The organism is Citrobacter koseri ATCC BAA-895, assembly GCF_000018045.1.
GTDB lineage: Bacteria > Pseudomonadota > Gammaproteobacteria > Enterobacterales > Enterobacteriaceae > Citrobacter_B > Citrobacter_B koseri.
In genome coordinates, this window is sequence record NC_009792.1 from 4068366 (window position 1) to 4092713 (window position 24348).

Annotated in this window: 24 protein-coding genes; 12 read left to right on the forward strand and 12 right to left on the reverse strand. The window is 54.2% G+C overall.

Annotated elements, in window-relative coordinates; all coding sequences use genetic code 11:
• Positions 1-23: 23 nt before the first annotated feature.
• On the reverse strand, positions 24-911 hold the full coding sequence (gene yghX, locus CKO_RS18745) for a YghX family hydrolase (RefSeq protein WP_048902413.1): 888 nt from the start codon (positions 909-911) through the stop codon (positions 24-26).
• Between the two features lie 156 nt (positions 912-1067).
• Between yghX and CKO_RS18750 the strand changes: the two genes are divergently transcribed.
• Positions 1068-2108 (forward strand): aldo/keto reductase, encoded by a 1041-nt coding sequence (locus CKO_RS18750; RefSeq protein ID WP_012135135.1) that lies wholly within the window; start codon positions 1068-1070, stop codon positions 2106-2108.
• Between the two features lie 63 nt (positions 2109-2171).
• Here CKO_RS18750 and CKO_RS18755 read toward each other — a convergent pair whose 3' ends face one another.
• Entirely contained in the window at positions 2172-2675 is a 504-nt protein-coding gene (locus tag CKO_RS18755) for an ESA_00282 family adhesion-associated protein (protein WP_012135136.1), read from the reverse strand.
• Positions 2676-2779: 104 nt separating this feature from the next.
• On the opposite strand from CKO_RS18755, the gene CKO_RS18760 reads away from it, so the two are divergent.
• Complete coding sequence (locus CKO_RS18760) at positions 2780-3184, forward strand: hypothetical protein (RefSeq protein WP_012135137.1); 405 nt, start codon at positions 2780-2782, stop codon at positions 3182-3184.
• Between the two features lies 1 nt (position 3185).
• On the forward strand, positions 3186-3608 hold the full coding sequence (locus tag CKO_RS18765) for a hypothetical protein (protein WP_012135138.1): 423 nt from the start codon (positions 3186-3188) through the stop codon (positions 3606-3608).
• Between the two features lie 130 nt (positions 3609-3738).
• Here CKO_RS18765 and exbD read toward each other — a convergent pair whose 3' ends face one another.
• Positions 3739-4164: a TonB system transport protein ExbD gene (exbD, locus tag CKO_RS18770; protein ID WP_012135139.1), complete on the reverse strand. Its 426-nt coding sequence runs from the start codon at positions 4162-4164 to the stop codon at positions 3739-3741.
• Between the two features lie 6 nt (positions 4165-4170).
• On the reverse strand, positions 4171-4905 hold the full coding sequence (gene exbB / locus CKO_RS18775; protein WP_024130953.1) for a tol-pal system-associated acyl-CoA thioesterase: 735 nt from the start codon (positions 4903-4905) through the stop codon (positions 4171-4173).
• Between the two features lie 251 nt (positions 4906-5156).
• Between exbB and metC the strand changes: the two genes are divergently transcribed.
• Together metC and yghB are read left to right on the forward strand one after the other, a co-directional pair.
• On the forward strand, positions 5157-6344 hold the full coding sequence (metC, locus tag CKO_RS18785) for a cystathionine beta-lyase (RefSeq protein WP_024130955.1): 1188 nt from the start codon (positions 5157-5159) through the stop codon (positions 6342-6344).
• Between the two features lie 131 nt (positions 6345-6475).
• Positions 6476-7135, forward strand: a complete 660-nt coding sequence (gene yghB, locus CKO_RS18790; RefSeq protein ID WP_012135142.1) for a DedA family general envelope maintenance protein YghB — start codon at positions 6476-6478, stop codon at positions 7133-7135.
• A 47-nt stretch (positions 7136-7182) separates the two neighbouring features.
• Here yghB and CKO_RS18795 read toward each other — a convergent pair whose 3' ends face one another.
• Complete coding sequence (locus CKO_RS18795) at positions 7183-8082, reverse strand: AraC family transcriptional regulator (protein ID WP_024130956.1); 900 nt, start codon at positions 8080-8082, stop codon at positions 7183-7185.
• Positions 8083-8275: 193 nt separating this feature from the next.
• Here CKO_RS18795 and yqhD point away from each other — a divergent pair, with 193 nt between their 5' ends.
• From yqhD to CKO_RS18810, 3 genes are all read left to right on the forward strand, one after another.
• A complete protein-coding gene (gene yqhD / locus CKO_RS18800) occupies positions 8276-9439 on the forward strand; it encodes an alcohol dehydrogenase (RefSeq protein WP_012135145.1) in 1164 nt (387 codons plus the stop codon).
• Positions 9440-9542: 103 nt separating this feature from the next.
• Complete coding sequence (dkgA, locus tag CKO_RS18805) at positions 9543-10370, forward strand: 2,5-didehydrogluconate reductase DkgA (protein ID WP_012135146.1); 828 nt, start codon at positions 9543-9545, stop codon at positions 10368-10370.
• A gap of 112 nt (positions 10371-10482) precedes the next feature.
• Positions 10483-10944 (forward strand): HIT family protein, encoded by a 462-nt coding sequence (locus tag CKO_RS18810; protein ID WP_012135147.1) that lies wholly within the window; start codon positions 10483-10485, stop codon positions 10942-10944.
• A 57-nt stretch (positions 10945-11001) separates the two neighbouring features.
• Here the strand turns inward: CKO_RS18810 and CKO_RS18815 are convergent, their stop codons facing one another.
• From CKO_RS18815 to CKO_RS18835, 5 genes are all read right to left on the reverse strand, one after another.
• Positions 11002-13173, reverse strand: coding sequence for a YgiQ family radical SAM protein (locus CKO_RS18815; protein WP_012135148.1), 2172 nt, complete (start codon positions 13171-13173; stop codon positions 11002-11004).
• 104 nt (positions 13174-13277) lie between these two features.
• Positions 13278-14690, reverse strand: a complete 1413-nt coding sequence (gene ftsP / locus CKO_RS18820; RefSeq protein ID WP_012135149.1) for a cell division protein FtsP — start codon at positions 14688-14690, stop codon at positions 13278-13280.
• Between the two features lie 70 nt (positions 14691-14760).
• Positions 14761-15498 (reverse strand): 1-acylglycerol-3-phosphate O-acyltransferase, encoded by a 738-nt coding sequence (gene plsC, locus CKO_RS18825; protein WP_012135150.1) that lies wholly within the window; start codon positions 15496-15498, stop codon positions 14761-14763.
• Between the two features lie 240 nt (positions 15499-15738).
• Positions 15739-17997 (reverse strand): DNA topoisomerase IV subunit A, encoded by a 2259-nt coding sequence (parC, locus tag CKO_RS18830; RefSeq protein ID WP_012135151.1) that lies wholly within the window; start codon positions 17995-17997, stop codon positions 15739-15741.
• Positions 17998-18128: 131 nt separating this feature from the next.
• Positions 18129-18521, reverse strand: coding sequence for a YgiW/YdeI family stress tolerance OB fold protein (locus CKO_RS18835; protein ID WP_012135152.1), 393 nt, complete (start codon positions 18519-18521; stop codon positions 18129-18131).
• 153 nt (positions 18522-18674) lie between these two features.
• On the opposite strand from CKO_RS18835, the gene qseB reads away from it, so the two are divergent.
• The 4 genes from qseB to CKO_RS18855 all read left to right on the forward strand — a co-directional run bounded on the left by qseB (position 18675) and on the right by CKO_RS18855 (position 21716).
• Complete coding sequence (gene qseB / locus CKO_RS18840; protein WP_012135153.1) at positions 18675-19334, forward strand: quorum sensing response regulator transcription factor QseB; 660 nt, start codon at positions 18675-18677, stop codon at positions 19332-19334.
• Entirely contained in the window at positions 19331-20680 is a 1350-nt protein-coding gene (gene qseC, locus CKO_RS18845; RefSeq protein WP_012135154.1) for a quorum sensing histidine kinase QseC, read from the forward strand. Before qseB ends, qseC begins: the two co-directional genes overlap by 4 nt.
• Before the next feature lie 109 nt (positions 20681-20789).
• Complete coding sequence (locus tag CKO_RS18850; RefSeq protein WP_012135155.1) at positions 20790-21371, forward strand: NAD(P)H-dependent oxidoreductase; 582 nt, start codon at positions 20790-20792, stop codon at positions 21369-21371.
• A 30-nt stretch (positions 21372-21401) separates the two neighbouring features.
• Positions 21402-21716 (forward strand): putative quinol monooxygenase, encoded by a 315-nt coding sequence (locus CKO_RS18855; RefSeq protein ID WP_012135156.1) that lies wholly within the window; start codon positions 21402-21404, stop codon positions 21714-21716.
• Positions 21717-21833: 117 nt separating this feature from the next.
• Here the strand turns inward: CKO_RS18855 and CKO_RS18860 are convergent, their stop codons facing one another.
• Both CKO_RS18860 and CKO_RS18865 read right to left on the reverse strand, forming a co-directional pair.
• Positions 21834-23024, reverse strand: coding sequence for a glycoside hydrolase family 88 protein (locus CKO_RS18860; protein ID WP_012135157.1), 1191 nt, complete (start codon positions 23022-23024; stop codon positions 21834-21836).
• Positions 23025-23058: 34 nt separating this feature from the next.
• Positions 23059-24327: an oligosaccharide MFS transporter gene (locus CKO_RS18865; RefSeq protein WP_012135158.1), complete on the reverse strand. Its 1269-nt coding sequence runs from the start codon at positions 24325-24327 to the stop codon at positions 23059-23061.
• Positions 24328-24348: the final 21 nt, after the last annotated feature.

A 24348-nucleotide genomic window follows, 5' to 3' on the forward strand; every position in this document is an offset into this window, starting at 1 on the left:
CACCTGAAATAATCGTTTGTTTTTCATTGTAAATATTTCTCAAACCAGGCCAGAGTGCGCGCCCAGGCCAGATCCGCTGCGGCCTTATCATAGCGGGGAGTCGAATCATTATGAAAACCATGATTCACCCCAGGATAGATATACGCTTCATAGACTTTATTATTCGCCTTCAGCGCCGTTTCGTAGGCAGGCCAGCCTTCATTAATTGAGGTATCTAACTCGGCGTAATGTAATAATAAAGGCGCATTAATTTTAGGTACATCTGACGCCGGAGCCTGACGACCATAAAAAGGAACGGCGCACGCCAGTTCTGGATAGGCCACCGCCGCCGCATTTGATACGCCGCCGCCATAGCAGAATCCCGTAATAGCCACTTTTCCGCTGGCCGCCGGATGACGCTGCATAAACTCAATCGCGGCAAAGAAATCATTCATTAATTTTGTGGGATCAACCTGCTGCTGTAATTCCCGGCCCTTATCGTCATTACCGGGGTATCCGCCTACCGAGCTTAATCCATCAGGCGCCAGCGCAATATAACCCGCTTTCGCCACGCGTCGTGCGACATCCTCAATATAGGGATTCAGCCCCCTGTTCTCGTGTACGACCACGACCGCAGGCGTTTTCCCCGTCGCCTTCGCCGGTTTCACCAGATAGCCGCGCACCTCACCATGCCCGTTCGGTGACGGATACGTAATGTATTCCGGCAAAATGTCCGGGTCGGTAAATTCCACCTGCACCGCCAGCGCGTAATTCGGCTTCATGAGATTAAACAGCGCAAGCGCGGTCACGCCGCCGACGGCATACTTTGCCGCGAGGTTAAGAAACTCGCGTTTAGAGATTTTTCCATGTGCATAGTAGTCATAGTAATCGAGCAACTCCTGCGGAAAGTCTTTGGCAGTCAGACGCGGCATAGTTTCACTCCTGAATTGATGTTTTTTTAAGCAAAGCATAACGACGTGTTTTTGCCCAATTTTTCGCATCAATGTGACCTGACGAACGGGATAAACCCCGTTGAGCCGCTAGAATAGAAACGTTGTTTTGAAATTCACTTTCTCTAAGGAGATGACATGGCCTGGTTAGCCAACCCCGAACGTTATGAGCAGATGCTTTATCGCTACTGCGGTAAAAGCGGTTTGCGTTTACCCGCGCTATCGCTGGGTTTGTGGCACAGTTTCGGCCACGTTCAGGCGCTGGATTCACAGCGTGCGCTGCTGCGTAAAGCCTTTGATTCAGGCATCACCCATTTTGATTTAGCCAATAACTACGGCCCGCCGCCGGGAAGCGCAGAAGAGAACTTTGGCCGTTTGCTGCGGGAAGATTTTGCGCCGTATCGCGATGAGCTGATCATTTCCACCAAAGCGGGTTATGACATGTGGCCTGGGCCATACGGCTCCGGCGGGTCGCGTAAGTACCTGCTCGCCAGCCTCGATCAGAGCCTGAAGCGGATGGGGCTGGACTATGTCGATATCTTCTATTCCCACCGTGTCGATGAAAACACGCCGATGGAAGAGACCGCATCCGCGCTGGCGCAGGCGGTACAAAGCGGTAAGGCGCTTTACGTCGGCATCTCCTCCTATTCGCCTGAGCGAACTCAACGAATGGCAGAACTGCTGCGCGAATGGAAAATCCCGCTGCTGATTCATCAGCCGTCCTACAATCTGCTCAACCGCTGGGTGGATAAAAGCGGCCTGTTGGATACGCTGGCGGCCAACGGCATGGGTTGCATTGCGTTCACACCGCTGGCTCAGGGATTGTTAACCGGAAAATACTTAAACGGTATCCCGGAAGGTTCACGTATGCAGCGTGAAGGGAAAAAAGTTCGCGGTCTGACGGAGAATATGCTGACGGAAGCGAATCTGAACAGCCTGCGTTTACTCAATGAGATGGCGCAACGTCGCGGCCAGTCAATGGCGCAGATGGCGCTTAGCTGGCTGTTGAAAGATAATCGCGTGACGTCGGTGCTGATCGGCGCCAGTCGACCAGAGCAACTGGAAGAAAATGTGCAGGCGTTGTCGAACCTGACATTCAGCGCTGACGAGTTAGCGCAAATCGATAAACATGTCGCGGACGGCGAGCTGAACCTCTGGCAAGCCTCATCGGATAAATAACGCTTTCGGGCACGCGCGCCGGGTGGCGGTTTCGCCTTACCCGGCCAACGTCAGGCACATTTATTAAACCTCTTCCGGTTTGATTAGCGGCCGCTGATATTCAGGCCACACCAGAGCAACCAGGGAGGGATACGCCTCCAGGCTAAATTCCCGGAAACATTGCCGCAAGTTAAGCACATCCAGATCGGAATGCGGAACCTTTTCCCCGTTCAGACAACGCTTTTTAATGTTGTCATAATATTTATAGACCGCAGAGTTGAGATCGCTGCAACGGCGCTGCGCATCAAATAACCCCGGCGTTCCATTTAGCTCCGCCATCGTCATCCGCTTTATCGTTGCGTGAAGAAAATCAATATATTCGTGATTGACTCGCCAGTACCATACCGGTGTAATAGTATTCATGAGCGACGAAAAATGATCTTCGCCCTCCTCTTTGGACAAGGGTTCCGCTTGATTTACTGGATTAGACGCCTCAGCAGAGCGCTGTTTATTAAATTCGTGCATCAAGAAAAGCACGCCGCCAGTGAGTAATAGCAGAGTGATAATAGAATAAAAAATGCTGTTCATATGCCGACTCCATTTTTTTTGATTTTAAAATTACACCATGCTATTGTCAACGAGACCTGCCTTATAAAAAACAATATACTATTGATAGTAAAGGACATTCCAACATGCTTCCCGAGCATCTTGTGCCGACTCGTTTTCATTTATCTGCCTCGCCAGGCGATGCTGAGACCGTAGAAAATAGTGAAAATTTGACTCAGGGAAAGAAAACGCTGAGCGATTACGAGCCAGATATTTTAATTAGCGCCACACCGACTGGTCAATCTAAAAACATGTTACTTGAAGAACGTGACCGTCATTTAAAAGACCGGCTTTATCGCGTAGCTAAAATTGAGACGTTTGCTCGTCTTATTAATAGCCTACAGGCGGAAGGCGATGTTGATGCTCAGGCATTAAGTAAAATTCTGGCAGATGCCACAACAAAAATAAACGATCACGGCAATGAAATTTGGCTTAATCTCATAACCAGAGAGAAAAACTCTCCCGTTTTTTATTCTCTGGAAGAGAAATAATATGAAAGACGTTGAAGATAATAATGTTTATTTAGCTTTAGATAATAATAAAAGCGATGAATTTATCTTAAAGCAAAATCTTAAAGCGCTTATCGCCAATAAAAACGCGACCCTCGAACAGGTGGCGCAGGAGATCGTGTCGATTCCCGCCGCGTTAGTGCGGCTGAAATGGCAAAATCGCCGTGAAATCTATGCGCTCCAGGTCAAAGAAGAGATCTACGGTTCGGTTATCAATACGATTATTGAGCAACATCCCGAGATGCGGGACAAAATCATGGCGCGCCTGGAGAGCACATATCAGCACTTACTGGCGCGAGAAACGGCGACCCTGCGCCTGACGCGTAAGCTATCCGATGGCGATTACCGAACGACCAATATCACCACCGTCGCGCTGAATGAAAAACGGTTCTCCACGACGAAGTAATCTGGCGAGTCAGCAATCCAGCGATACCACATCATGCAGGCCTGGTAAGCGCAGCGCCATCAGGCAATAAAAAAGCCGGGTACGGCTTGCGCCCTACCCGGCCTGTCTGTCTGCCCATCAGCAACAACGATTACTTCGCTTTCGCGACCTCTTCACCCACGAGACCAATTTTCAGGTAACCCGCCTGGTGCAGCGTATCCATCACTTTCATCATTGTTTCATAATCAACGGTTTTATCCGCACGGAAGAAGATCGTCGTGTCTTTCTTCCCTTCGGTTAACGCGTTCAGCTCGCCGATCATGGTTTCATCCGTTACCTGATCGTTGCCGATAAACATGCTGTTGTCGGCCTTCACGGACAGATAAACCGGTTTTTCCGGGCGCGGCTGCGGGGTGCTGGTGGACGCAGGAAGATTCACCTTCACGTCCACCGTTGCCAGCGGCGCGGCCACCATAAAGATAATCAGCAGAACCAGCATGACGTCGATAAACGGCGTCACGTTGATTTCATGCATTTCACCGTTATCGTCCAGATTTTCATTAAGACGCATTGCCATGGAACATTATCCTACACGTAATTTCTGCGCGGTACGTACCGGCTGAGCGGAAGCGCTCGCGTTCAGATCCAGATCGCGGCTTTGTAGCAACAGAATCTGTGCCGCCACGTCGCCCAGCGTCGCTTTGTAGCTGCCGATCTGACGTGCGAAAATGTTGTAAATCACAACCGCAGGAATTGCCGCGACCAGGCCGATCGCCGTAGCCAGCAACGCTTCCGCGATACCCGGCGCGACAACCGCGAGGTTGGTGGTCTGGGTTTGCGCGATGCCGATGAAGCTGTTCATGATGCCCCATACCGTACCAAACAGACCGACAAACGGAGAGATGGCGCCGATGGTCGCCAGGTAGCCATTGCCGCGTCCCATATGACGGCCAACCGCCGCTACGCGACGCTCCAGGCGGAACCCGGTACGCTCTTTAATACCTTCGTTGTCTTCACTGCCTTCCGACAGTTCCAGCTCGTTCTGCGCTTCATAGAGCAACTGTGAGCTTAAACTTTTCGCCGCGAATGCGGAGGCAATATTGCTGGCCTGGTCTAAAGAACGCGCTTCAGCCAGCTGCTGTTGTTCACGCTTGAGCCGACGCTTCTGCGTAAAGAACTCAAGACTCTTACTGAAGAAGATAGCCCAGGTGACTACTGACGCCAGAATCAGACCAATCATCACGCACTTAACCACGATGTCGGCGTGCTGATACATACCCCAGACGGAGAGATCCGTCTGCATCAAATTATTACCCACTCTGTATCTCCAGGACGCAAATCACAAATTCTGAGCGTAATAATATCAAAACGACGTCGAATTGATAGTCGTTCTCATTACTATTTACATAGTGCCGCACCTTTGGTTTCTTTTCCTTGCGCTTACGCAGTAAAAAAGTCACCAGATGTCATTTTGAGAAAATTTTCTGCTTTATGCCGATTCTTCAGGATGCGTCACTCATCATTCATGATAGTTTAGACATCCAGACGTATAAAAATGGGTACTCCAACATGGCAGAAAAACATCTTGAAACCAAACTGGTGAGCGCAGGACGCAGCAAAAAATACACGCTGGGATCGGTGAACAGCGTCATTCAGCGCGCCTCCTCGCTGGTATTTGACACCGTAGAAGCCAAAAAGCACGCCACCCGCAACCGCGCCAATGGCGAGCTTTTCTATGGCCGTCGCGGAACGCTAACCCATTTTTCGCTACAGGAAGCCATGTGCGAACTGGAAGGCGGCGCCGGATGCGCGCTCTTCCCCTGCGGCGCGGCGGCTGTCGCCAACACGATTCTGGCCTTTGTGGAACAGGGCGATCACGTCCTGATGACCAACACCGCTTACGAACCCAGTCAGGATTTTTGCACCAAAGTTCTCGCCAGACTCGGCGTGACGACCGGCTGGTTTGATCCGCTGGTCGGCGCGGATATCGTGAAGCATATTCAGCCCAATACGAAAGTAGTGTTTCTCGAATCCCCTGGCTCCATCACGATGGAAGTGCATGACATCCCGGCGATTGTCGGCGCGGTAAGACGCGTTGCGCCAGACGCCGTCATTATGATTGATAACACCTGGGCGGCGGGCGTGCTGTTTAAGGCGCTGGATTTCGGGATCGATATTTCCATCCAGGCAGGAACGAAATACCTGATTGGTCACTCGGATGCGATGGTCGGCACAGCCGTGTCTAATGCGCGTTGTTGGGAGCAATTACGCGAAAACGCCTATCTGATGGGGCAAATGCTGGACGCAGATACCGCTTATATGACCAGCCGTGGGCTACGTACGCTGGGCGTGCGCTTACGCCAGCATCATGAAAGCAGCCTGAAAGTCGCCGAGTGGCTGGCGAATCACCCTCAGGTCGCCCGCGTTAATCATCCCGCCCTTCCTGGCAGCAAAGGCCACGAATTCTGGAAGCGCGATTTCACGGGCAGCAGCGGGTTGTTCTCGTTTGTGCTGAATAAAAGGCTGAGCAATGAGGCGCTTTCCGCTTATCTGGATAATTTCAGCTTGTTCAGCATGGCCTACTCCTGGGGCGGCTTTGAATCCTTAATTCTGCCTAACCAGCCGGAACATATCGCCGCCATTCGTCCCGAAGGCGACGTTGATTTCACCGGCACGCTGATCCGTTTGCACATCGGTTTAGAGAATGTTGACGATCTGATTGCAGATTTAGCCGCAGGATTCACGCGTATTGTGTAAAGTTTCCGGTCATGGACAGAATTGCAGACACTCCGGGCAGAAAAGTCTGCATTTGTTGCGTCCGGGATCAAGGCATCCCGGGCAATTCAGGAGTACAATAGCCCCATAAACGCGGTTCCACAGGAAAGTCCATGGCTGTCATTCAAGATATTATCGCTGCGCTCTGGCAACACGATTTTGCCGCGCTGGCGGATCCACACGTTGTTAGCGTTGTCTACTTTGTGATGTTTGCCACGCTATTTTTAGAAAACGGCCTGCTCCCGGCCTCTTTTTTACCCGGAGACAGCCTGCTCTTACTGGCAGGCGCGCTGGTTGCACAAGGTGTCATGGACTTTGTCCCCACGATCCTTATTCTGACGACAGCCGCCAGTCTCGGCTGCTGGCTGAGCTATATTCAGGGGCGCTGGCTGGGAAATACGCAAACGGTGAAAGGCTGGCTGGCGCAGCTTCCCGTTAAATACCATCAGCGCGCGACCTGTATGTTCGACCGGCACGGCCTGCTGGCGCTGCTTGCCGGGCGCTTTCTGGCGTTTGTGCGCACCCTGCTGCCCACAATGGCGGGGATTTCAGGGTTGTCCAGCCGCCGGTTTCAGTTTTTTAACTGGTTGAGCGGGCTGCTGTGGGTCGGCGTGGTGACCAGTTTCGGCTACGCGCTCAGTATGATCCCATTCGTGAAACGTCATGAAGATCAGGTGATGACGTTTTTGATGATCCTGCCGATTGCCCTGCTGGCCGCCGGTTTGATCGGCACATTATTCGTCGTGATCAAGAAGAAGTATTGCAGCGCCTGATTTGCTGATTGCCGGATGGCGCTTACGCTTATCCGGCTTACACATGATTAGCTTCCCTGCATCATTCTCATTCGTGCCGCATCCTCCCCCGGCGTTACGCCAAAATAGCGTTTGAACTCCCGACTGAACTGCGACGCGCTCTCGTAGCCAACGCGCATCGCAGCGGCGCTGGCTTTCATCCCGTCGTGAATGATCATCATCCGCGCTTTATGCAGGCGATAGGTTTTCAGGTACTGCAACGGCGAGGTACTGGTAACGGATTTAAAATTATGATGGAACGCCGAGACGCTCATGTTGGCTTCCGCAGCCAGTTGCTCAACGTTCAGGTTCTCGGTGTATTTGGTTTCAATCCGCTTCAGCACCCGGCTAATCAGGCTGAAATGGGTCTGGCGGCTGACCAGCGCCAGCAGCGCGCCGCCACGCGGCCCCATCAGAACGTGATACAGAATTTCGCGAATAATCTGTTTCCCCAGAATGCGCGCATCCAGCGGCCTTTCCATCACATCTAACAGGCGTTCCGCCGCACAAAGAATGTCATCCGACAGCGTGGCGGAGTTAATCCCGCTTGCCGCCATCGACGGTTGAAACAGATCGTCCTCACCAATGTCCATCAGCAACTCCTGCAATTGCAGGATATCAACATTCAGACGAATCCCCGCGAGCGGTACTTCCGGCGTCGCATAAGTTTCACATTCAAAGGGTAAAGGTACTGTCAGCAGCAGATATTCATTGGCATCGTACTGAAATACGCGTTCATTGATATAACCGATCTTATGCCCCGAAAAGAGAAATATGATGCCAGGCTGATACATCACAGGCGTGCGCGACCCCGGCTCCGTGCCGTAGAGCAAACGCACGTCGGGCAGGCAGTCATTCAGGTTGTTTTGATTGTTTATCAGCTGCTTAATTTTATCTGTCAGCAACAGGCAGATGGCTTCACGGTTCATGGCGCGCTTTTTTCTCATCGGTTTACGACGCTTTGATTGTGCGCAAATTTATCTTTTTTCTCCAGCGCTCTGGAGAAATGGGCAAGACATTGGCAGAAATGAGCATTGAGAGGAAGGCGGCTGGCGACCACAATGTTCACCATCAGGCAGACATTCGCCTGCCCACTTTTTTACCCACATAAGGGAACGAGCAATGAACAACTTTAATCTGCATACCCCAACCCGCATTCTGTTTGGTAAAGGCGCGATTGCCGATCTGCGCGATCAAATCCCTCAGGGCGCCCGCGTATTGATCACCTACGGCGGCGGCAGCGTGAAAAAGACCGGCGTACTGGATCAGGTACATGACGCGCTGAAAGGTCTGGACGTGCTGGAATTTGGCGGCATCGAGCCAAACCCGTCTTATGAAACGCTGATGAACGCCGTCAACATTGTACGTGATGAGAAAGTGACGTTCCTGCTGGCGGTCGGCGGCGGTTCCGTGCTGGATGGCACTAAATTTATCGCGGCGGCGGCGCAATATGACGAAGGCGTGGACCCGTGGCGCATTCTGGAAACCCGCGGCAACGACGTGAAAAGCGCCGTACCGATGGGATCGGTGCTGACGTTGCCGGCAACGGGTTCAGAATCTAACTCCGGGGCGGTAATTTCCCGTAAAACCACCGGCGATAAGCTGGCCTTTATGACGCCGTTCGTCCAACCCGTGTTTGCGGTGCTCGATCCGGTTTATACCTACACCCTGCCGCCGCGCCAGGTTGCTAACGGCGTTGTGGATGCATTCGTTCACACCGTTGAGCAGTATGTCACTTATCCGGTTGACGGAAAAATTCAGGATCGCTTTGCCGAAGGTATCCTGCTGACGCTTGTCGAAGAAGGCCCGAAAGCGCTGAAAGAGCCGGAAAACTACGATGTCCGCGCCAACGTAATGTGGGCGGCCACTCAGGCGCTGAACGGTCTGATCGGCGCGGGCGTCCCGCAGGACTGGGCAACGCATATGCTGGGTCATGAGCTGACGGCGATGCACGGCCTTGATCACGCGCAGACGCTGGCTATCGTCCTGCCTGCGCTGTGGAATGAAAAACGCGATACCAAACGCGCCAAACTGTTGCAGTACGCAGAGCGAGTCTGGAATATCACCGACGGTTCCGACGATGCGCGTATTGATGCCGCCATCGCCGCCACCCGCCGCTTCTTTGAGCAAATGGGCGTACCGACTCGCCTGTCTGATTACGGTCTGGACGGCAGTTCCATTCCGGCATTGCTGGCAAAACTGGAAGCGCACGGCGGTACAAATCTGGGTGAACATCAGGACATTACGCTGGATGTCAGCCGTCGGATTTACGAAGCGGCTCGCTAAGGTTTTTTCGCCTCTGGCTTTCGTTTTTGGACATTTCGTCCAGACTTAAGTCACACAACCTCACCGGAGTTTGCTCCGGTGAGATCGCATAAAGGAGGAACGCATGGCTAATCCAACCGTTATCAAGCTACAGGATGGCAACGTAATGCCACAACTGGGCCTGGGAGTCTGGAAGGCAAGCAACGAGGAAGCAATTTCCGCCATTCATAAGGCGCTGGAAGTGGGATATCGCTCCATTGATACCGCTGCGGCGTACAAGAATGAAGAAGGCGTCGGAAAAGCGTTAAAAGATGCCGGTATCGACCGGGAAGAACTGTTTATTACCACCAAACTGTGGAATGACGATCAGAAACGCCCTCGAGAAGCCTTGCAGGAAAGCCTGGATAAGCTCCAGTTGGATCACCTCGATCTCTATCTGATGCACTGGCCCGTTCCAGCTATCGACCATTATGTTGACGCCTGGGAAGGGATGATTGAACTGCAAAGAGAGGGGCTGGTGAAAAGCATCGGCGTGTGTAACTTTCAGGTGAACCACCTCCAGCGTCTGATCGATGAAACCGGCGTTACACCGGTGATCAACCAGATCGAATTGCATCCGCTGATGCAACAGCGTCAGCTGCATGCCTGGAATGCGACGCACAAGATCCAGACCGAGTCCTGGAGCCCGCTGGCGCAAGGCGGCGCAGGCGTTTTCGATCAGAAAATCATTCGCGATCTGGCGGATAAGTACGGTAAATCTCCGGCGCAAATTGTGATCCGCTGGCATCTGGATAACGGGCTGGTGGTGATCCCTAAATCCGTCACCCCTTCACGTATTGCGGAAAACTTCGACGTCTGGGATTTCCGTCTCGACAAAGACGAATTAAGCGAAGTGGCCAAACTTGACCAGGGTAAGCGCCTGGGGCCGGACCCGGATCAGTTCGGCGGCTAACCTTCCTTTCCGGCCCGACATTTCTGTCGGGCTTTTTGACTACCTGGCGGGTTTGGTAGAAAGTGTTGAGTCGGTACGACGCGAATTGTGAACTCAGCAACGGAGAAAAGGAATGAGCTGTATTTTTTGCCAAATCGTTGAGGGTAAAGCCCCCTGCCATAAGATCTGGGAAGACGAGCATCATCTGGCCTTCCTCTCCATCTTCCCGAACACCGACGGTTTTACGGTGGTGATCCCGAAGAAGCATTATCCCAGCTATGCGTTCGACTTGCCGCCGCAGGCGCTGGCCGATCTGATGCTTGCCACCCAAAAAGTGGCGAAAAAGCTGGATAACGCCTTCCCGGACGTGGGACGTACGGGAATGTTTTTTGAAGGATTTGGCGTGGATCATGTGCACAGCAAGCTCAGCCCGATGCACGGCACCGCTAACCTGAGCGAATGGAAGCCTATTGAATCGCGGCAGGCGAAATTCTTTGAACAGTACGAAGGCTATTTGTCATCGCATGACCACGAGCGGGCGGATGACGAAAAACTGGCGGCGCTGGCCGCCAGAATTCGTGAAGCGAACGCATAATCCGTCCGTTTGCCGGATAGCGGTGCAAGCACCTTATCCGGCAAACAGCTAACGGGTTTAACGTCCGGCTACCTTGCTGCGTTTTTTATTACTCGCAGGCGTCTGACGCTGATGCGCCACTGGCGTATGCTTAGTCAACGCCGGGCGCGTATTGCGGTTCTGACGACGGGCTTCACGCATCTCGTCCAGCGTAGGCGCCGGAACCAGACACTCGCGACGACTGCCAATCAGATGCTTTTTCCCCATCTCTTCCAGCGCCTGGCGAATCAGCGGCCAGTTCGCCGGATCGTGGTAACGCAGCAGCGCTTTATGCAGACGACGCTGTTTGTCGCCTCTCGGCACCACCACGTCTTCACTCTTATAGCCAATTTTACCCAGCGGGTTTTTCCCGGTGTAATACATGGTCGTTGAGTTCGCCAGCGGCGACGGATAGAAGTTCTGCACCTGATCCAGACGGAAGCGATGGCGTTTCAACCACAGCGCCAGATTCACCATATCTTCGTCCCGCGTACCGGGGTGCGCAGAGATAAAATACGGGATCAGGTACTGCTCTTTCCCGGCCTGTTTTGAGTAAAGGTCGAACAGTTCTTTGAAGCGATCATAGCTGCCCATGCCCGGCTTCATCATCTTCGACAGCGGCCCTTCTTCGGTATGCTCCGGCGCAATCTTCAGATAGCCGCCCACATGATGGCTCGCCAGTTCTTTGATATAACGCGGATCTTCAACGGCAATGTCGTAACGCACGCCGGAGGCGATCAGGATCTTCTTGATGCCTTTCAGATCGCGGGCGCGGCGATAGAGGTTGATCGTCGGCTCATGGTTGGTATCCATATGCGAGCAGATATCCGGGTACACGCACGACAGGCGGCGGCAGGTTTGTTCCGCGCGCGGCGACTTACAGCGCAGCATATACATGTTGGCCGTCGGCCCGCCGAGATCGGAAATCACGCCGGTAAAGCCCGGTACGGTATCGCGGATCGCTTCGATCTCATTGATGATCGAATCTTCTGAACGGCTCTGAATAATGCGGCCTTCGTGTTCGGTAATCGAGCAGAACGAGCAGCCGCCGAAACACCCGCGCATGATGTTAATCGAGAAGCGGATCATTTCATAAGCCGGAATGCGGCTGTCACCGTATGCCGGATGCGGCACGCGCTTATACGGCAGCGCAAAAACGCTGTCCATCTCTTCGGTAGAGAGCGGAATGGCGGGCGGGTTGATCCAGATATAGCGATCGCCATGCTTTTGCATCAGCGCACGCGCGCAGCCAGGGTTGGTTTCGTGATGCAGAATACGCGACGCGTGCGCATACAGCACCTTATCGCCCTTCACCTTCTCAAAGGACGGCAGCAGCACGTAGGTTTTCTCCCACGGCTTCGGACGCGGCGGCTGAACGGTCACGGCTTTGGCTTCCTGCTTTTTCGGCGCAACCGGTTTGTTATCCGCGCACGGCAGATCTTCGCCATACGGATGGGGGATCGGATCAATTTTCCCCGGCGTATCCAGACGCGTGGAATCAACCCCACTCCAGCCCGGCAGGGCTTCTTTAACAATAATCGCGGTGTTACGCACATCGCGGATCTGGCCGATCGGCTCCCCCATTGCCAGGCGGTGCGCAACTTCAACCAGCGGGCGCTCGCCGTTGCCGAACATCAGCATATCGGCTTTCGCATCCACCAGCACCGAGCGGCGTACGGTATCAGACCAGTAATCATAGTGCGCGGTACGACGCAGGCTGGCTTCAATACCGCCGAGGATCACCGGCACGTCTTTCCAGGCCTCTTTACAGCGCTGGGTATAGACCAGCGTCGCACGATCCGGGCGCTTGCCCGCCACGTTATCCGGCGTATAGGCGTCGTCATGGCGCAGTCGGCGATCGGCGGTATAACGGTTGATCATCGAGTCCATGTTGCCCGCTGTGACGCCGAAAAACAGATTCGGTTTCCCCAGACGCATAAAGTCATCTTTGCTGTTCCAGTCCGGCTGGGCAATGATGCCGACACGGAAACCCTGCGCTTCCAGCATACGACCGCAAATCGCCATCCCAAAGCTCGGATGATCGACATACGCATCACCGGTAACCAGAATAATGTCGCAGCTATCCCAGCCAAGTTGATCCATTTCGTCGCGTGACATCGGCAAAAAAGGCGCGGGGCCAAAACAGGCCGCCCAGTATTGAGGCCAGGAGAAAAGATCTCTGTCTGGCTGGATCAGGGATATTGCGCTCATAATGCTTCCAAAAAAATGGTAAAAAAATAATCAAAGGCCGGGGATTATATGCCGGAACGAAAGAGAAAGGTATTCACTTCTCGCCCTTGCGGGCGAGGGAAGATTTACGGCGCCGGGTTCACCAGCATTTGTCCGATAGACCCCCGGTCGGCCATTTCCAGCGTCTGGCTGTTGAAGTAGAACGGGAAGTGCGCCCAGGAAGGCTGTCCGTAATAAACCAGTAATTCCACCTGTCCGTCCACCCATACCGTATCTTTCCAGCCCCGATCTTCCGGGAACGGCATGGCGCCATTGACGTTGCGGATCAGGAAAGAGACACCCTCAATATGGAAAGGCTGCGGCATATCGGCGCGAACGGTCCAGCGCTCCCAGGAACCTTGCTGGGCGGTGATATCAATGCGGTTGACATCCCACAATTGCCCGTTGATGCCGGGATCGTCCCCGAGGCTGATATCCCGACTGCGAATCGGCGCGCCGCTGACAATCTCCGTGGGCAATAAACGCATCGGCAGGCTGTCAGTCACCAGCGGCAGTAGCCCGGTTGGCCGTAAGGTCAGCACCAGCGTAGAGACCAGAATGCTGGAAGGTTCAAAGAAGCCACGGATGCGATCGACAATACTGGCCGCTTCCCCGCAGGTGATCGACACCTCATCGCCATTGGTCATATCGACCAGAATTTCCCGGCGTTCACCGGGCGCCAGCGACAGTTGTTTAACGGACACCGGCGCGGGTAAAAGTCCCTGATCGCCAGAAATAACATGCAGCGCGCGACCGTCGCTCATTTGCAACTGGTAACGGCGAGAGTTCGACGCATTCAGCAAGCGCAGTCGTACCCAGCCGCGGGAAACCTCCACGTAAGGACTCTGTGCGCCGTTGACCAGCAGCGTATCGCCAACAAACCCGCCGCTGCCCGGTTCGCTGTACTCCGGCGTACCGAAATTATCCAGTCGCTTATCCTGGATAATGATCGGGAAATCATCCACGCCGTAATGATTGGGGATCGGCAGCGATTTGCTGACCTCATCCTCGATCAGCCACATCCCGGCAAGGCCGTTATAGACCTGCTGCGCGGTACGGTTTGGCGTATTGGCGTGATACCACAGCACGGCGGCGTTCTGACGAATCGGCAATACCGGCGCCCAGTCAGCATTGGGCGACATCATCCGCGCAGGGCCGCCCATCAGCGGCCCCGGCACCTGCAATCCGCTGACGGTCATGGAGACATTTTCAGTCAGACGGTTGCTGTAGATGAGCTTAACGTCATCCCCTTTCCAGACGCGAATCGTCGGCCCCAGGTAACGCCCGTTAATCCCCCAGACGGGCGCGCGCGTACCCTGCGTAAAGGACCAGTGCGCGCGCTGCAACGTCATAAACAACGGCTGCCCGCGACGGGACTCCAGCAGCGGCGGAACGGGCAGAGGCTGCTGCTGACCGGCTGCATTAGCCTTCAGCGGAACGGCACCGGCACACAGTGCGATCCCCGAAGCCTGAATGAACTGACGCCGACTGAGTGACATATAAGCTCCATTTAAAACAGACAAAGAGTGCGCAGGAAGTCGTTTCCCACAAAAACGCGATCACACTGATTCAGACTTTGCCGGTCGCTTCGCGATCTGCAATTTCCTGATCGAGTTCTGCAATTTTTTGTTCCATCAACGAGCGGCAATGCGCCGCCAGTTCACGAACCTGATCCTTACCAAACTGGCTGATGTCCACCGGCGGCAGCATCTCTACAATCACCAGACCGTTATTCAGTCGGTTAAGCTTAATTTTATTCGATGTATTGGAAACACACACCGGAATCACCGGAACACCGGCGGCGATAGCGGCATGAAAGGCGCCGGTTTTAAACGGCAGCAGGCCACGGCCACGGCTGCGCGTTCCTTCCGGGAACATCCAGATAGAGATACGGCGCTTTTTAAAATGGCTCACCACTTCCGCGATTGTGCCGTGCGCTTTGGCACGATTATTTCGGTCAATCAACAAGTTACCGGTTAACCAGTACAGCTGGCCAAAAAACGGGATCCAGACCAGGCTCTTTTTGCCGACCGTCACCGTAGGCGGTTGCACAATGTTGGCTGCCGTCACCATATCGTAGTTGTTCTGATGGTTAGCGATATAGATAGCGTTGCCATAGCTTTCGGCATCAGCAGGCTTACGGCACTCCACCTTCAGGCCATAAAGCGGCGCCAGACGGCCAAACATATGGCCAAACGTCGCGACGTGCTTCGGGTTACGCGGGCTGAAAAGGCAGTAGATCGAACCGAAAATGCAGACAAGAATGCAGTAAATAACGGTAATGATTAGACGAAAGATATATAGCATAACAACCTCTGAAGGCCTAAGAGCGTCGCATTCTACGTCACCTGATATCAGGTTAGGGCTTTGTTAAGAGCGGCTCTCTGGAAAAGCGTATTGTTAATCGCAATGCGCGAATAAACAACGGTTTTACGGGAAATTTTATTGTTAATCCGGCCTGACAGCATCGTTAAAACCGCAGGCCGGACAAGGCGTTTACGCCGCCATCCGGCACAATGAGATGGCCTGATGGCGCTTAAAATCGCCTTATTCTTCGCTGTCGCCGTCGCGGGCGCGTCGTGGCGAGTCAATCTCAATACGATCGATGCGCTGCAAACCGCGCATCAGCGTACCGCGACGACCGCGCTCGCCGGTCACTTTTTGCAGCTCTTCAGGGCGCAGTTTGATTTTGCGCTTGCCGACATGAATCGTGAGCGTGCTTTGCGGCGGCAGAACGTAGAGCTGGGCCAGCGTATCGTCGCCTCTGGCCGCTTCCGCAGACGGAATGTTGATGATCTTGTTCCCTTTCCCCTTCGACAACTGCGGCAGATCGCTGACCGGGAACATCAACATACGCCCGGCGGCGGTGATCGCCAGCAGCATATCGGTTTCATCTTCAATCACCACCGGCGGCATAACGTGCGCGTTTTCCGGCAACGTGATCAGCGCTTTACCCGCGCGGTTGCGGGCGACCAGATCGTTAAAGGTACAGACGAAACCATAGCCTGCGTCCGAGGCCATCAGCAGTTTCTGCTCATCCCCTTCCATCAGCATATGCTCTACGGTCGCGCCCGGCGGCAGCGTCAGTTTACCGGTCAACGGCTCGCCCTGACCACGCGCCGACGGCAGCGTAATCGGGTCGATGGCGTAGCTGCGCCCGGTCGTGTCGATAAACACCACCGGCTGGTTGCTCTTGCCTTTCGCCGAGGCTTTCCAGCTGTCGCCCGATTTATAGTTCAGACCCTGCGCGTCAATATCATGGCCTTTGGCGCTACGCACCCAGCCCATCTGCGACAGCACGATCGTCACCGGTTCAGACGGCAGCATGTCATGCTCGCTCATCGCTTTAGCTTCTTCACGCTCGCGCAGTGGGGAGCGGCGATCGTCGCCATACGCGTCTGAATCCGCCTGCAACTCTTTCTTCAGCAGGGTGTTCATTTTGCGCTCGGAGGCCAGAATGCCCTGCAATTGATCGCGTTCTTTCGCCAGCTCATCCTGTTCGCCGCGAATCTTCATCTCTTCCAGTTTGGCGAGATGGCGCAGTTTCAGTTCGAGGATGGCTTCGGCCTGAGTTTCCGTGATGCCAAAACGCGACATCAGCGCCGGTTTCGGTTCATCCTCATGGCGGATTATCTCAATCACTTCGTCGATATTGAGAAACGCCACCAGCAAACCTTCCAGAATATGCAGGCGCTTGAGGACTTTCTCCAGACGATAGTTCAGGCGGCGGCGTACGGTATCGCGACGGAACGCCAGCCATTCGGTCAGGATCTCCAGCAGGTTTTTCACCGCCGGGCGACCGTCCAGACCGATCATGTTCAGGTTGATGCGGTAGCTCTTTTCCAGGTCCGTGGTCGCAAACAGGTGGTTCATCACCTGCTCCATATCCACGCGGTTGGAACGCGGCACGATCACCAGACGAGTCGGGTTTTCGTGATCGGACTCGTCGCGCAGATCGTCAACCATCGGCAGCTTTTTGTTCCGCATCTGGGCAGCGATCTGCTCCAGTACGCGAGCGCCGGACACCTGGTGCGGCAGCGCGGTAATCACCACCGCGCCATCTTCTTTTTTCCATACCGCGCGCATACGCACGGAGCCGCGACCATTTTCGTAAATCTTACGGATTTCCGCACGGGAGGTGATGATTTCCGCTTCGGTCGGGTAGTCCGGCCCCTGCACGATATCCAGCACCTGCTCAAGCGTTGTTTTCGGCTGCTCAATCAGGGTGATCGCGGCTTTCGCCACTTCGCGCAGGTTATGCGGCGGAATGTCTGTCGCCATCCCAACGGCGATGCCGGTGGTGCCGTTGAGCAGAATATTGGGCAGACGCGCAGGCAGCATCTTCGGCTCTTGCAAGGTGCCGTCAAAGTTCGGCACCCAGTCCGCCGTCCCCTGACCGAGTTCACTCAGCAGGACTTCCGCGTATTTCGACAGACGGGATTCGGTATAACGCATCGCCGCGAAGGATTTCGGATCGTCCGGCGCGCCCCAGTTCCCCTGCCCGTCAACCAGCGGGTAACGGTAAGAGAACGGCTGCGCCATCAGCACCATCGCTTCATAACAGGCGCTGTCGCCGTGCGGATGGTATTTACCCAGCACGTCGCCGACGGTACGGGCGGATTTTTTAAATTTGGCGCTGGCGTTCAGCCCCAGTTCAGACATCGCGTACACGATGCGACGCTGAACCGGCTTCAGTCCGTCACCAATAAACGGCAACGCCCTGTCCATGATGACGTACATGGAGTAGTTCAGATAGGCGTTTTCCGTGAATTCATGCAGCGCAAGGCGCTCTGCCATATCGCTCATTAATCGTGGTTCCTCAACTGTTAGCCTGAACAATAACCCAGTATCCGTCAGGCAATATTGCCGCAGATACTACCTTATCTGGCGCGTTGAGTCACAAAGAAAAAGGGCCGCGAGTGCGGCCCTGATGGGGTTTATTTGGCGACTTTGGTGATTTGCTTCACGTCGATTTCAACGGAATTCCAGTCTTTATCCACTTCGCCCTGGATTTCAACCAGGTCCTGCGGCGTTACGGTAACGCCGTTCCAGCGTTTGTGGTCGATATCGACATTCACCGTCCCGGTGGCATCCTTGAACAGATACAGATCGTCGGAGATACGCTCAACGATGTTACCGCGCAGGGTGACCCAGGCGTCATCACGCATTGATTTCGCGCTTTCTACGGTCGTATTACTCCCGTTCGGGCCAACAAACCCGCCGCCCTGACTTTGCGTCGCCGTCGGGCCAGAAAATCCACCTTGCTGAGCCGCCAGAACCGGAGCGGAACACAACGCCATTACGGCAACCATTGCAGCCAATTTTTTCATGACTCTCTCTCCCTTTTTACGCTGTTTCGTCTCAATTAAATAAGGTAATCCTTAACAACTTCTTAAGGCAAAAAAAGATACTTTTTTTTCTGTACAACGCGCGCCACGACAGGGTTTACTGGCGAGAGAAAGAGTCACCGCAGGGATGAACATATGCGTATTTTACTGGTAGAAGATGACGCGCTGATTGGCGACGGCATCAAGGCGGGTTTAAGCAAAATGGGGTTCAGCGTCGACTGGTTCACCGAAGGTCGTCAGGGTAAAGAAGCGCTCTACAGCGCGCCTTATGATGCGGTGATCCTCGACCTTACGCTACCGGGGATGGACGGGCGGGATATCCTGCGCGAATGGCGTGAACAGGGAAAACGCGAACCCGTACTGATTCTGACGGCGCGCGATGCGCTGGCGGAACGCGTGGAGGGGCTGCGTCTGGGGGCGGACGACTATCTGTGCAAACCTTTCGCGCTGATTGAAGTCGCCGCCCGCCTGGAGGCGCTGTTACGCCGCGCTAACGGCCAGGTGAGCAACGAACTGCGCCACGGCCAGGTTACGCTCAATCCCGGTAATCTGGTCGCGACGCTGGCAGGCGATCCGCTGCCCCTGAAGCCGAAAGAGTTTGCCCTGCTGGAGCTGCTGATGCGCAACGTCGGGCGCGTGTTGCCGCGTAAGCTCATCGAAGAGAAGCTGTATACCTGGGACGAAGATGTCTCCAGCAATACCATTGAGGTACATGTTCATCATTTACGCCGTAAGCTGGGCAGTGATTTTATCCGCACCGTACACGGGATCGGCTACACCCTGGGCAACCCATGAAACTCACACAACGTCTCAGCCTGCGCGTCAGGCTCACGCTTATTTTTCTGATACTGGCCGCCATCACCTGGGTGGCCTCCAGCTTCGTGGCCTGGAAACAGACGACCGACAACGTCGACGAGCTGTTTGATACCCAGCTCATGCTGTTTGCGAAGCGCCTTATTACTCTGGATGTCAACGAAATCTCGGCGCCTGAACGGATGGCGCAGACGCCGAAAAAATTGAAGCATGGTCATGTCGATGACGATGTGCTGGCCTTTGCGGTGTATACCGCCGACGGCAGAATGGTGCTGAACGATGGCGATAATGGCCGGGATATTCCCTACAGCTACCGTCGGGAAGGTTTTGATGACGGATACCTGAATGGCGATGATGATAAATGGCGTTTTGTCTGGCTGACCTCTGCGGATGGCAAGTACCGTATCGTCGTCGCTCAGGAGCTGGAGTACCGCGAGGATATGGCGCTGGCGATTGTCACCGCGCAGCTAACGCCGTGGCTGATCGCGCTTCCGCTGATGCTGCTCATCCTGATTGTACTGCTTAGCCGGGAACTCAGGCCGCTGAAAAAGCTCGCCCAGGCGCTGCGTTTGCGCTCCCCGGAATCGGAAGAGCCGCTTGACGATAAGGGTGTGCCAAGTGAGGTTCGTCCGTTAGTCAGCGCGCTCAACCAGTTATTTGCCCGTACGCATTCGATGATGGTGCGCGAGCGGCAATTCACGTCGGACGCAGCGCATGAGTTACGCAGCCCGCTCACTGCGCTGAAAGTACAAACCGAGGTGGCGCAGCTCTCGGACGACGACCCGCAGGCGCGTCAAAAAGCGCTCATGCAACTGCATACGGGGATTGAGCGCGCCACGCGCCTGGTGGACCAGCTCTTAACCCTTTCACGGCTCGACTCGCTCGATAACCTGCAAGATGTCGCGGAAGTCTCGCTGGAGGCACTATTGCAATCCGCCGTGATGGATATCTGGCAACCGGCCCAGCAGGCGCATATTGACGTGCGTCTGCACGTTAACGCCCACAACGTCACGCGCACGGGCCAACCGCTGCTGCTCAGCCTGCTGGTGCGCAATTTGCTGGATAACGCCATTCGTTACAGCCCACAGGGCAGCGTGGTGAACGTGACGCTGAATGCCCGGTATTTTACCGTCCGGGATAATGGCCCCGGCGTTTCGCCGGCGGTGCTGGCGCGTATCGGCGAACGATTCTATCGCCCGCCAGGGCAGAGCGTCACCGGCAGTGGTCTGGGTTTGTCGATTGTCCGCCGCATCGCCTCGCTGCATGGGATGAGCGTCTCGTTTGGCAATGCGCCGGAAGGAGGCTTTGAAGCCGTAGTAACCTGGTGATCGCGAGATTATTGCGCGATGAGCAAAAGACTTTGCACATTTTGCTCATTTCGCCGGGCCGCTCATCTGCGTAAAATCTGTTTCAAACGCATTCCTGAGAGGACAAATAATGAGCAACATTCTGATTATCAACGGGGCGAAAAAATTTGCGCACTCCAATGGTCAGTTGAACGACACCCTGACCGAAGTGGCGGATGGCCTTCTGCGCGACCTCGGGCATGATGTCAAAATCGTCCGCGCTGAAAGTGATTACGATGTCAAAGCCGAAGTCCAGCACTTCGTCTGGGCTGACGTGGTTATCTGGCAGATGCCTGGCTGGTGGATGGGCGCGCCGTGGACCGTGAAAAAATACATGGATGACGTCTTTACCGAAGGCCACGGTACGCTGTACGCCAGCGATGGCCGCACCCGTTCGGACGCGTCAAAAAAATACGGTTCCGGCGGTCTGATTCAGGGGAAAAAATACATGCTTTCTCTGACCTGGAACGCACCGATGGAGGCTTTCACCGACAACGATCAGTTCTTCCACGGCGTTGGCGTGGATGGCGTATACCTGCCGTTCCACAAGGCCAATCAGTTCCTCGGAATGGAAGCGCTGCCGACCTTTATCACCAATGACGTCATCAAAATGCCGGATGTCCCGCGTTATATCGCAGAATATCTCAAGCATCTGAGCGAGATTTTTGGTTAACTAGTAGCCTGGAATTAGAAGGAGTTAACCATGCTTACTGTCATTGCTGAAATCCGTACCCGTCCAGGTCAACATCACCGTCAGGCGGTACTGGATCAGTTTGCCAAAATCATTCCGACCGTGCTGAAAGAAGAGGGTTGCCACGGCTACGCGCCGATGGTCGATCATGCTGCGGGCGTGGCCTTTCAGACGACCGCACCTGACTCAATCGTGATGGTTGAACAGTGGGAAAGCGTTGCGCATCTCGAAGCGCATTTGCAAACCCCACATATGAAAGCCTACGCCGAAGCCGTTAAAGGCGACGTGCTGGAAACAAGTATCCGTATTCTGGAGTCAGGCGTTTAAGTTTTGCGCTAAATGCCGGATGGCGCTTCGCTTATCCGGCCTACAGCGCATTCCCCGAATGTAGGCCCGGTAAACGCAGTGCCACCGGGCAATTCCGGGCAATTCCGGGCAATATGGTTACCAGTACAGCTTCCAGCACTGGGTAAAACGCGTTAACGCTTCCACGTAGAAATAATCCCCCCAGCTTGCACACTCATCGACCCCTTTGTTGCTCGAAAGGTGGTACACCGAATGTTTCAACAGCCCGTTCCCCTTCTCATTTTTCGCCATCAGATAGCGCTTCGTTAGCGATGACATGATTCCCATCGCCCACTGCTGATAACGCTCACGATCCGGATCGGTCACGGGCAGGTGTTTGATCAACTCCAGCAGGCCGCACACGGCAATCGCCGCCGACGAGGCGTCACGCAGCGCGTCTGTCCCCACCAGCGCCAGATCCCAATGGCAGACCGCGTCTTCCGGCAGGCGATTAAGGAAATAGTTCGCCAGCTTTTTCGACAGCGCCACCATCTCTTTGTCGCCCGTATAGATATAGCTCAGCAGGAAGCCATAAATCCCCCACGCCTGACCGCGCGACCAGCATGAATCATCCGCATAACCCTGCTGGGTGTTGCCGTAGCGCGGCGCGCCGGTTTTCACATCCATGTAGTAAGTATGGAAGGTGGACGCATCTTCACGAATCAGGTATTTCGCGGCCTGCACCACATGGGCTTTTGCCGCCTCGGCAAAACGCGGATCGCCCGTCTGCTCGCTCGCCCAGTACAGCAGCGGCAGGTTCATGTTGCAGTCGATGATCATCCGCCCGGCCTGTTCGGGATCGTTAAGATCGCCCCACGCCTGGATAATCTGCGCCTTTTCATGGAAACGCTCCAGTAGCGCTTCCGCCGCCATCAGCGAAAAACCACGCGCATCACGGTTGCCCGTCAGTCGCCAGGCTGCGACGCAGGACAGGGTATAAAGGAACCCCAGATCGTGGGTGTTGGTGTCGTGGCGTCCGGCAATACGCAGGCCAAAAGAACGCACATGTTTTTCTGCCAGTTCACGATATTTCGCCTCGCCGCTCATCTCCCACGCCAGCCACAGTTGCCCGGTCCAGAAGCTGGTGGTCCACTCAACGTTGTCAGTTAACGGGTAATAACCTTTAACGCAGGTTTCGGCAGGAAATTTTTCACCGAATTCCGTTAAATGACGGCTAATCAGTTCGAGGACGTGTTCACGCGCGCCGATCATTTCATCCTGAAAAGTTCCGGCGTCAACCGGGCTGCCAGGAAATGCGCGCAACGTTTCCTCAACGATATGATTTAACATATTTCGGTTCCTTCTAAATTAAACCCAATGAAATTTAATGCGCCGTATTATTTTCGGCGATCTCAATAGCAGTACGATGGCGGGATTTACTCTGACATGCCGATAAGGTAAATGCCGAAATAAGCGTAAAGGTCAGTGCAATAATCCCCATGATGATATACGTTTTCTCAAAACCAATTCGGTCATACATTAATCCGGCAGGTGAAGAGATCACCACATTGCCGACATACAGCATCGCCTGATAGCCCAATAAATACATGGTCGCATTGACGCGTTTATCAAAGTGTTCAGCAATGTATTTAAAGACCGAAACCAACAGCAGACAGATTTCCAGACCATACAGCGGCTTCAGTACAGAGATGAGCAGGTGTGAATCACACAGCCCGGAAATAATCAGACGCGCGCCAACCAGCGCCCCCACAATCAACAAACCGCGTTTAGCGCCGATCGCGTTAACAAATAATGGAACCACCATATACATGACAAATTCCATTCCCGACTGCACGGTTCCCAGATAGCCAAACACCGCGTTGCCTTCATGAACGTCAGAGAAGAAGGTGACAAAGTAGCGGGAGAACTGCTGCTCTGCGATAAACATCATCCACGCCACGCCGGCGACATACAGGCAGAACGCCCAGAACTTACGGCTGCGCAACAGCGCGTAGACATCCGCCGGGACGATTTTCTCTTTTGTCAGCACGTCCGCTGCGTTTGCCGCATTCACATTCACTTTCAGACTCAGCAGTACCACCAGCATCACCACCGACGCCACGCTGCCCATAATGAAGTTATACGCCGGAGAGAGGTTAAACAGCAGGCCGGAAAACGACGACGCCACCGCCCACCCCAGCGAGCCCCACATGCGGATTTGGCCAAACTCCATGCCGTTAAGACGGCTGAAGCGGTCAGAGTAGGATTCACAAGCCGCCACGCCAGCATACCAGGCAAAGCTCAGGTAAATCGCGCCGATAACAATGCCCAGCATGGTGTTTGAAAGCAATAATGGTTGATAAACATAAATAAAGAATGGCGCCATTAGTGCCGACATCATAACAACAAAATAGAGCAGGTATTTGCTCATGCCGATTTTATCGAGAATGTAGCCATAAATGGGTTTCAGAATAACCGCAAAAATACCGTTTACTGCAAACACCGTACCAATAACCGTGCCGCTTAGCTGTGCTTTCTGCCCCAGCCAGATGGCCAGTAAACCAATACTGGCAGACCAGGTAAAGAAATAGAGGAATATAAAGCTACTGATTTTATAATATTCAGTTCTGTTATTTGTTGAACAATTTTTCATACCATCCTCGCCAACGTGTAG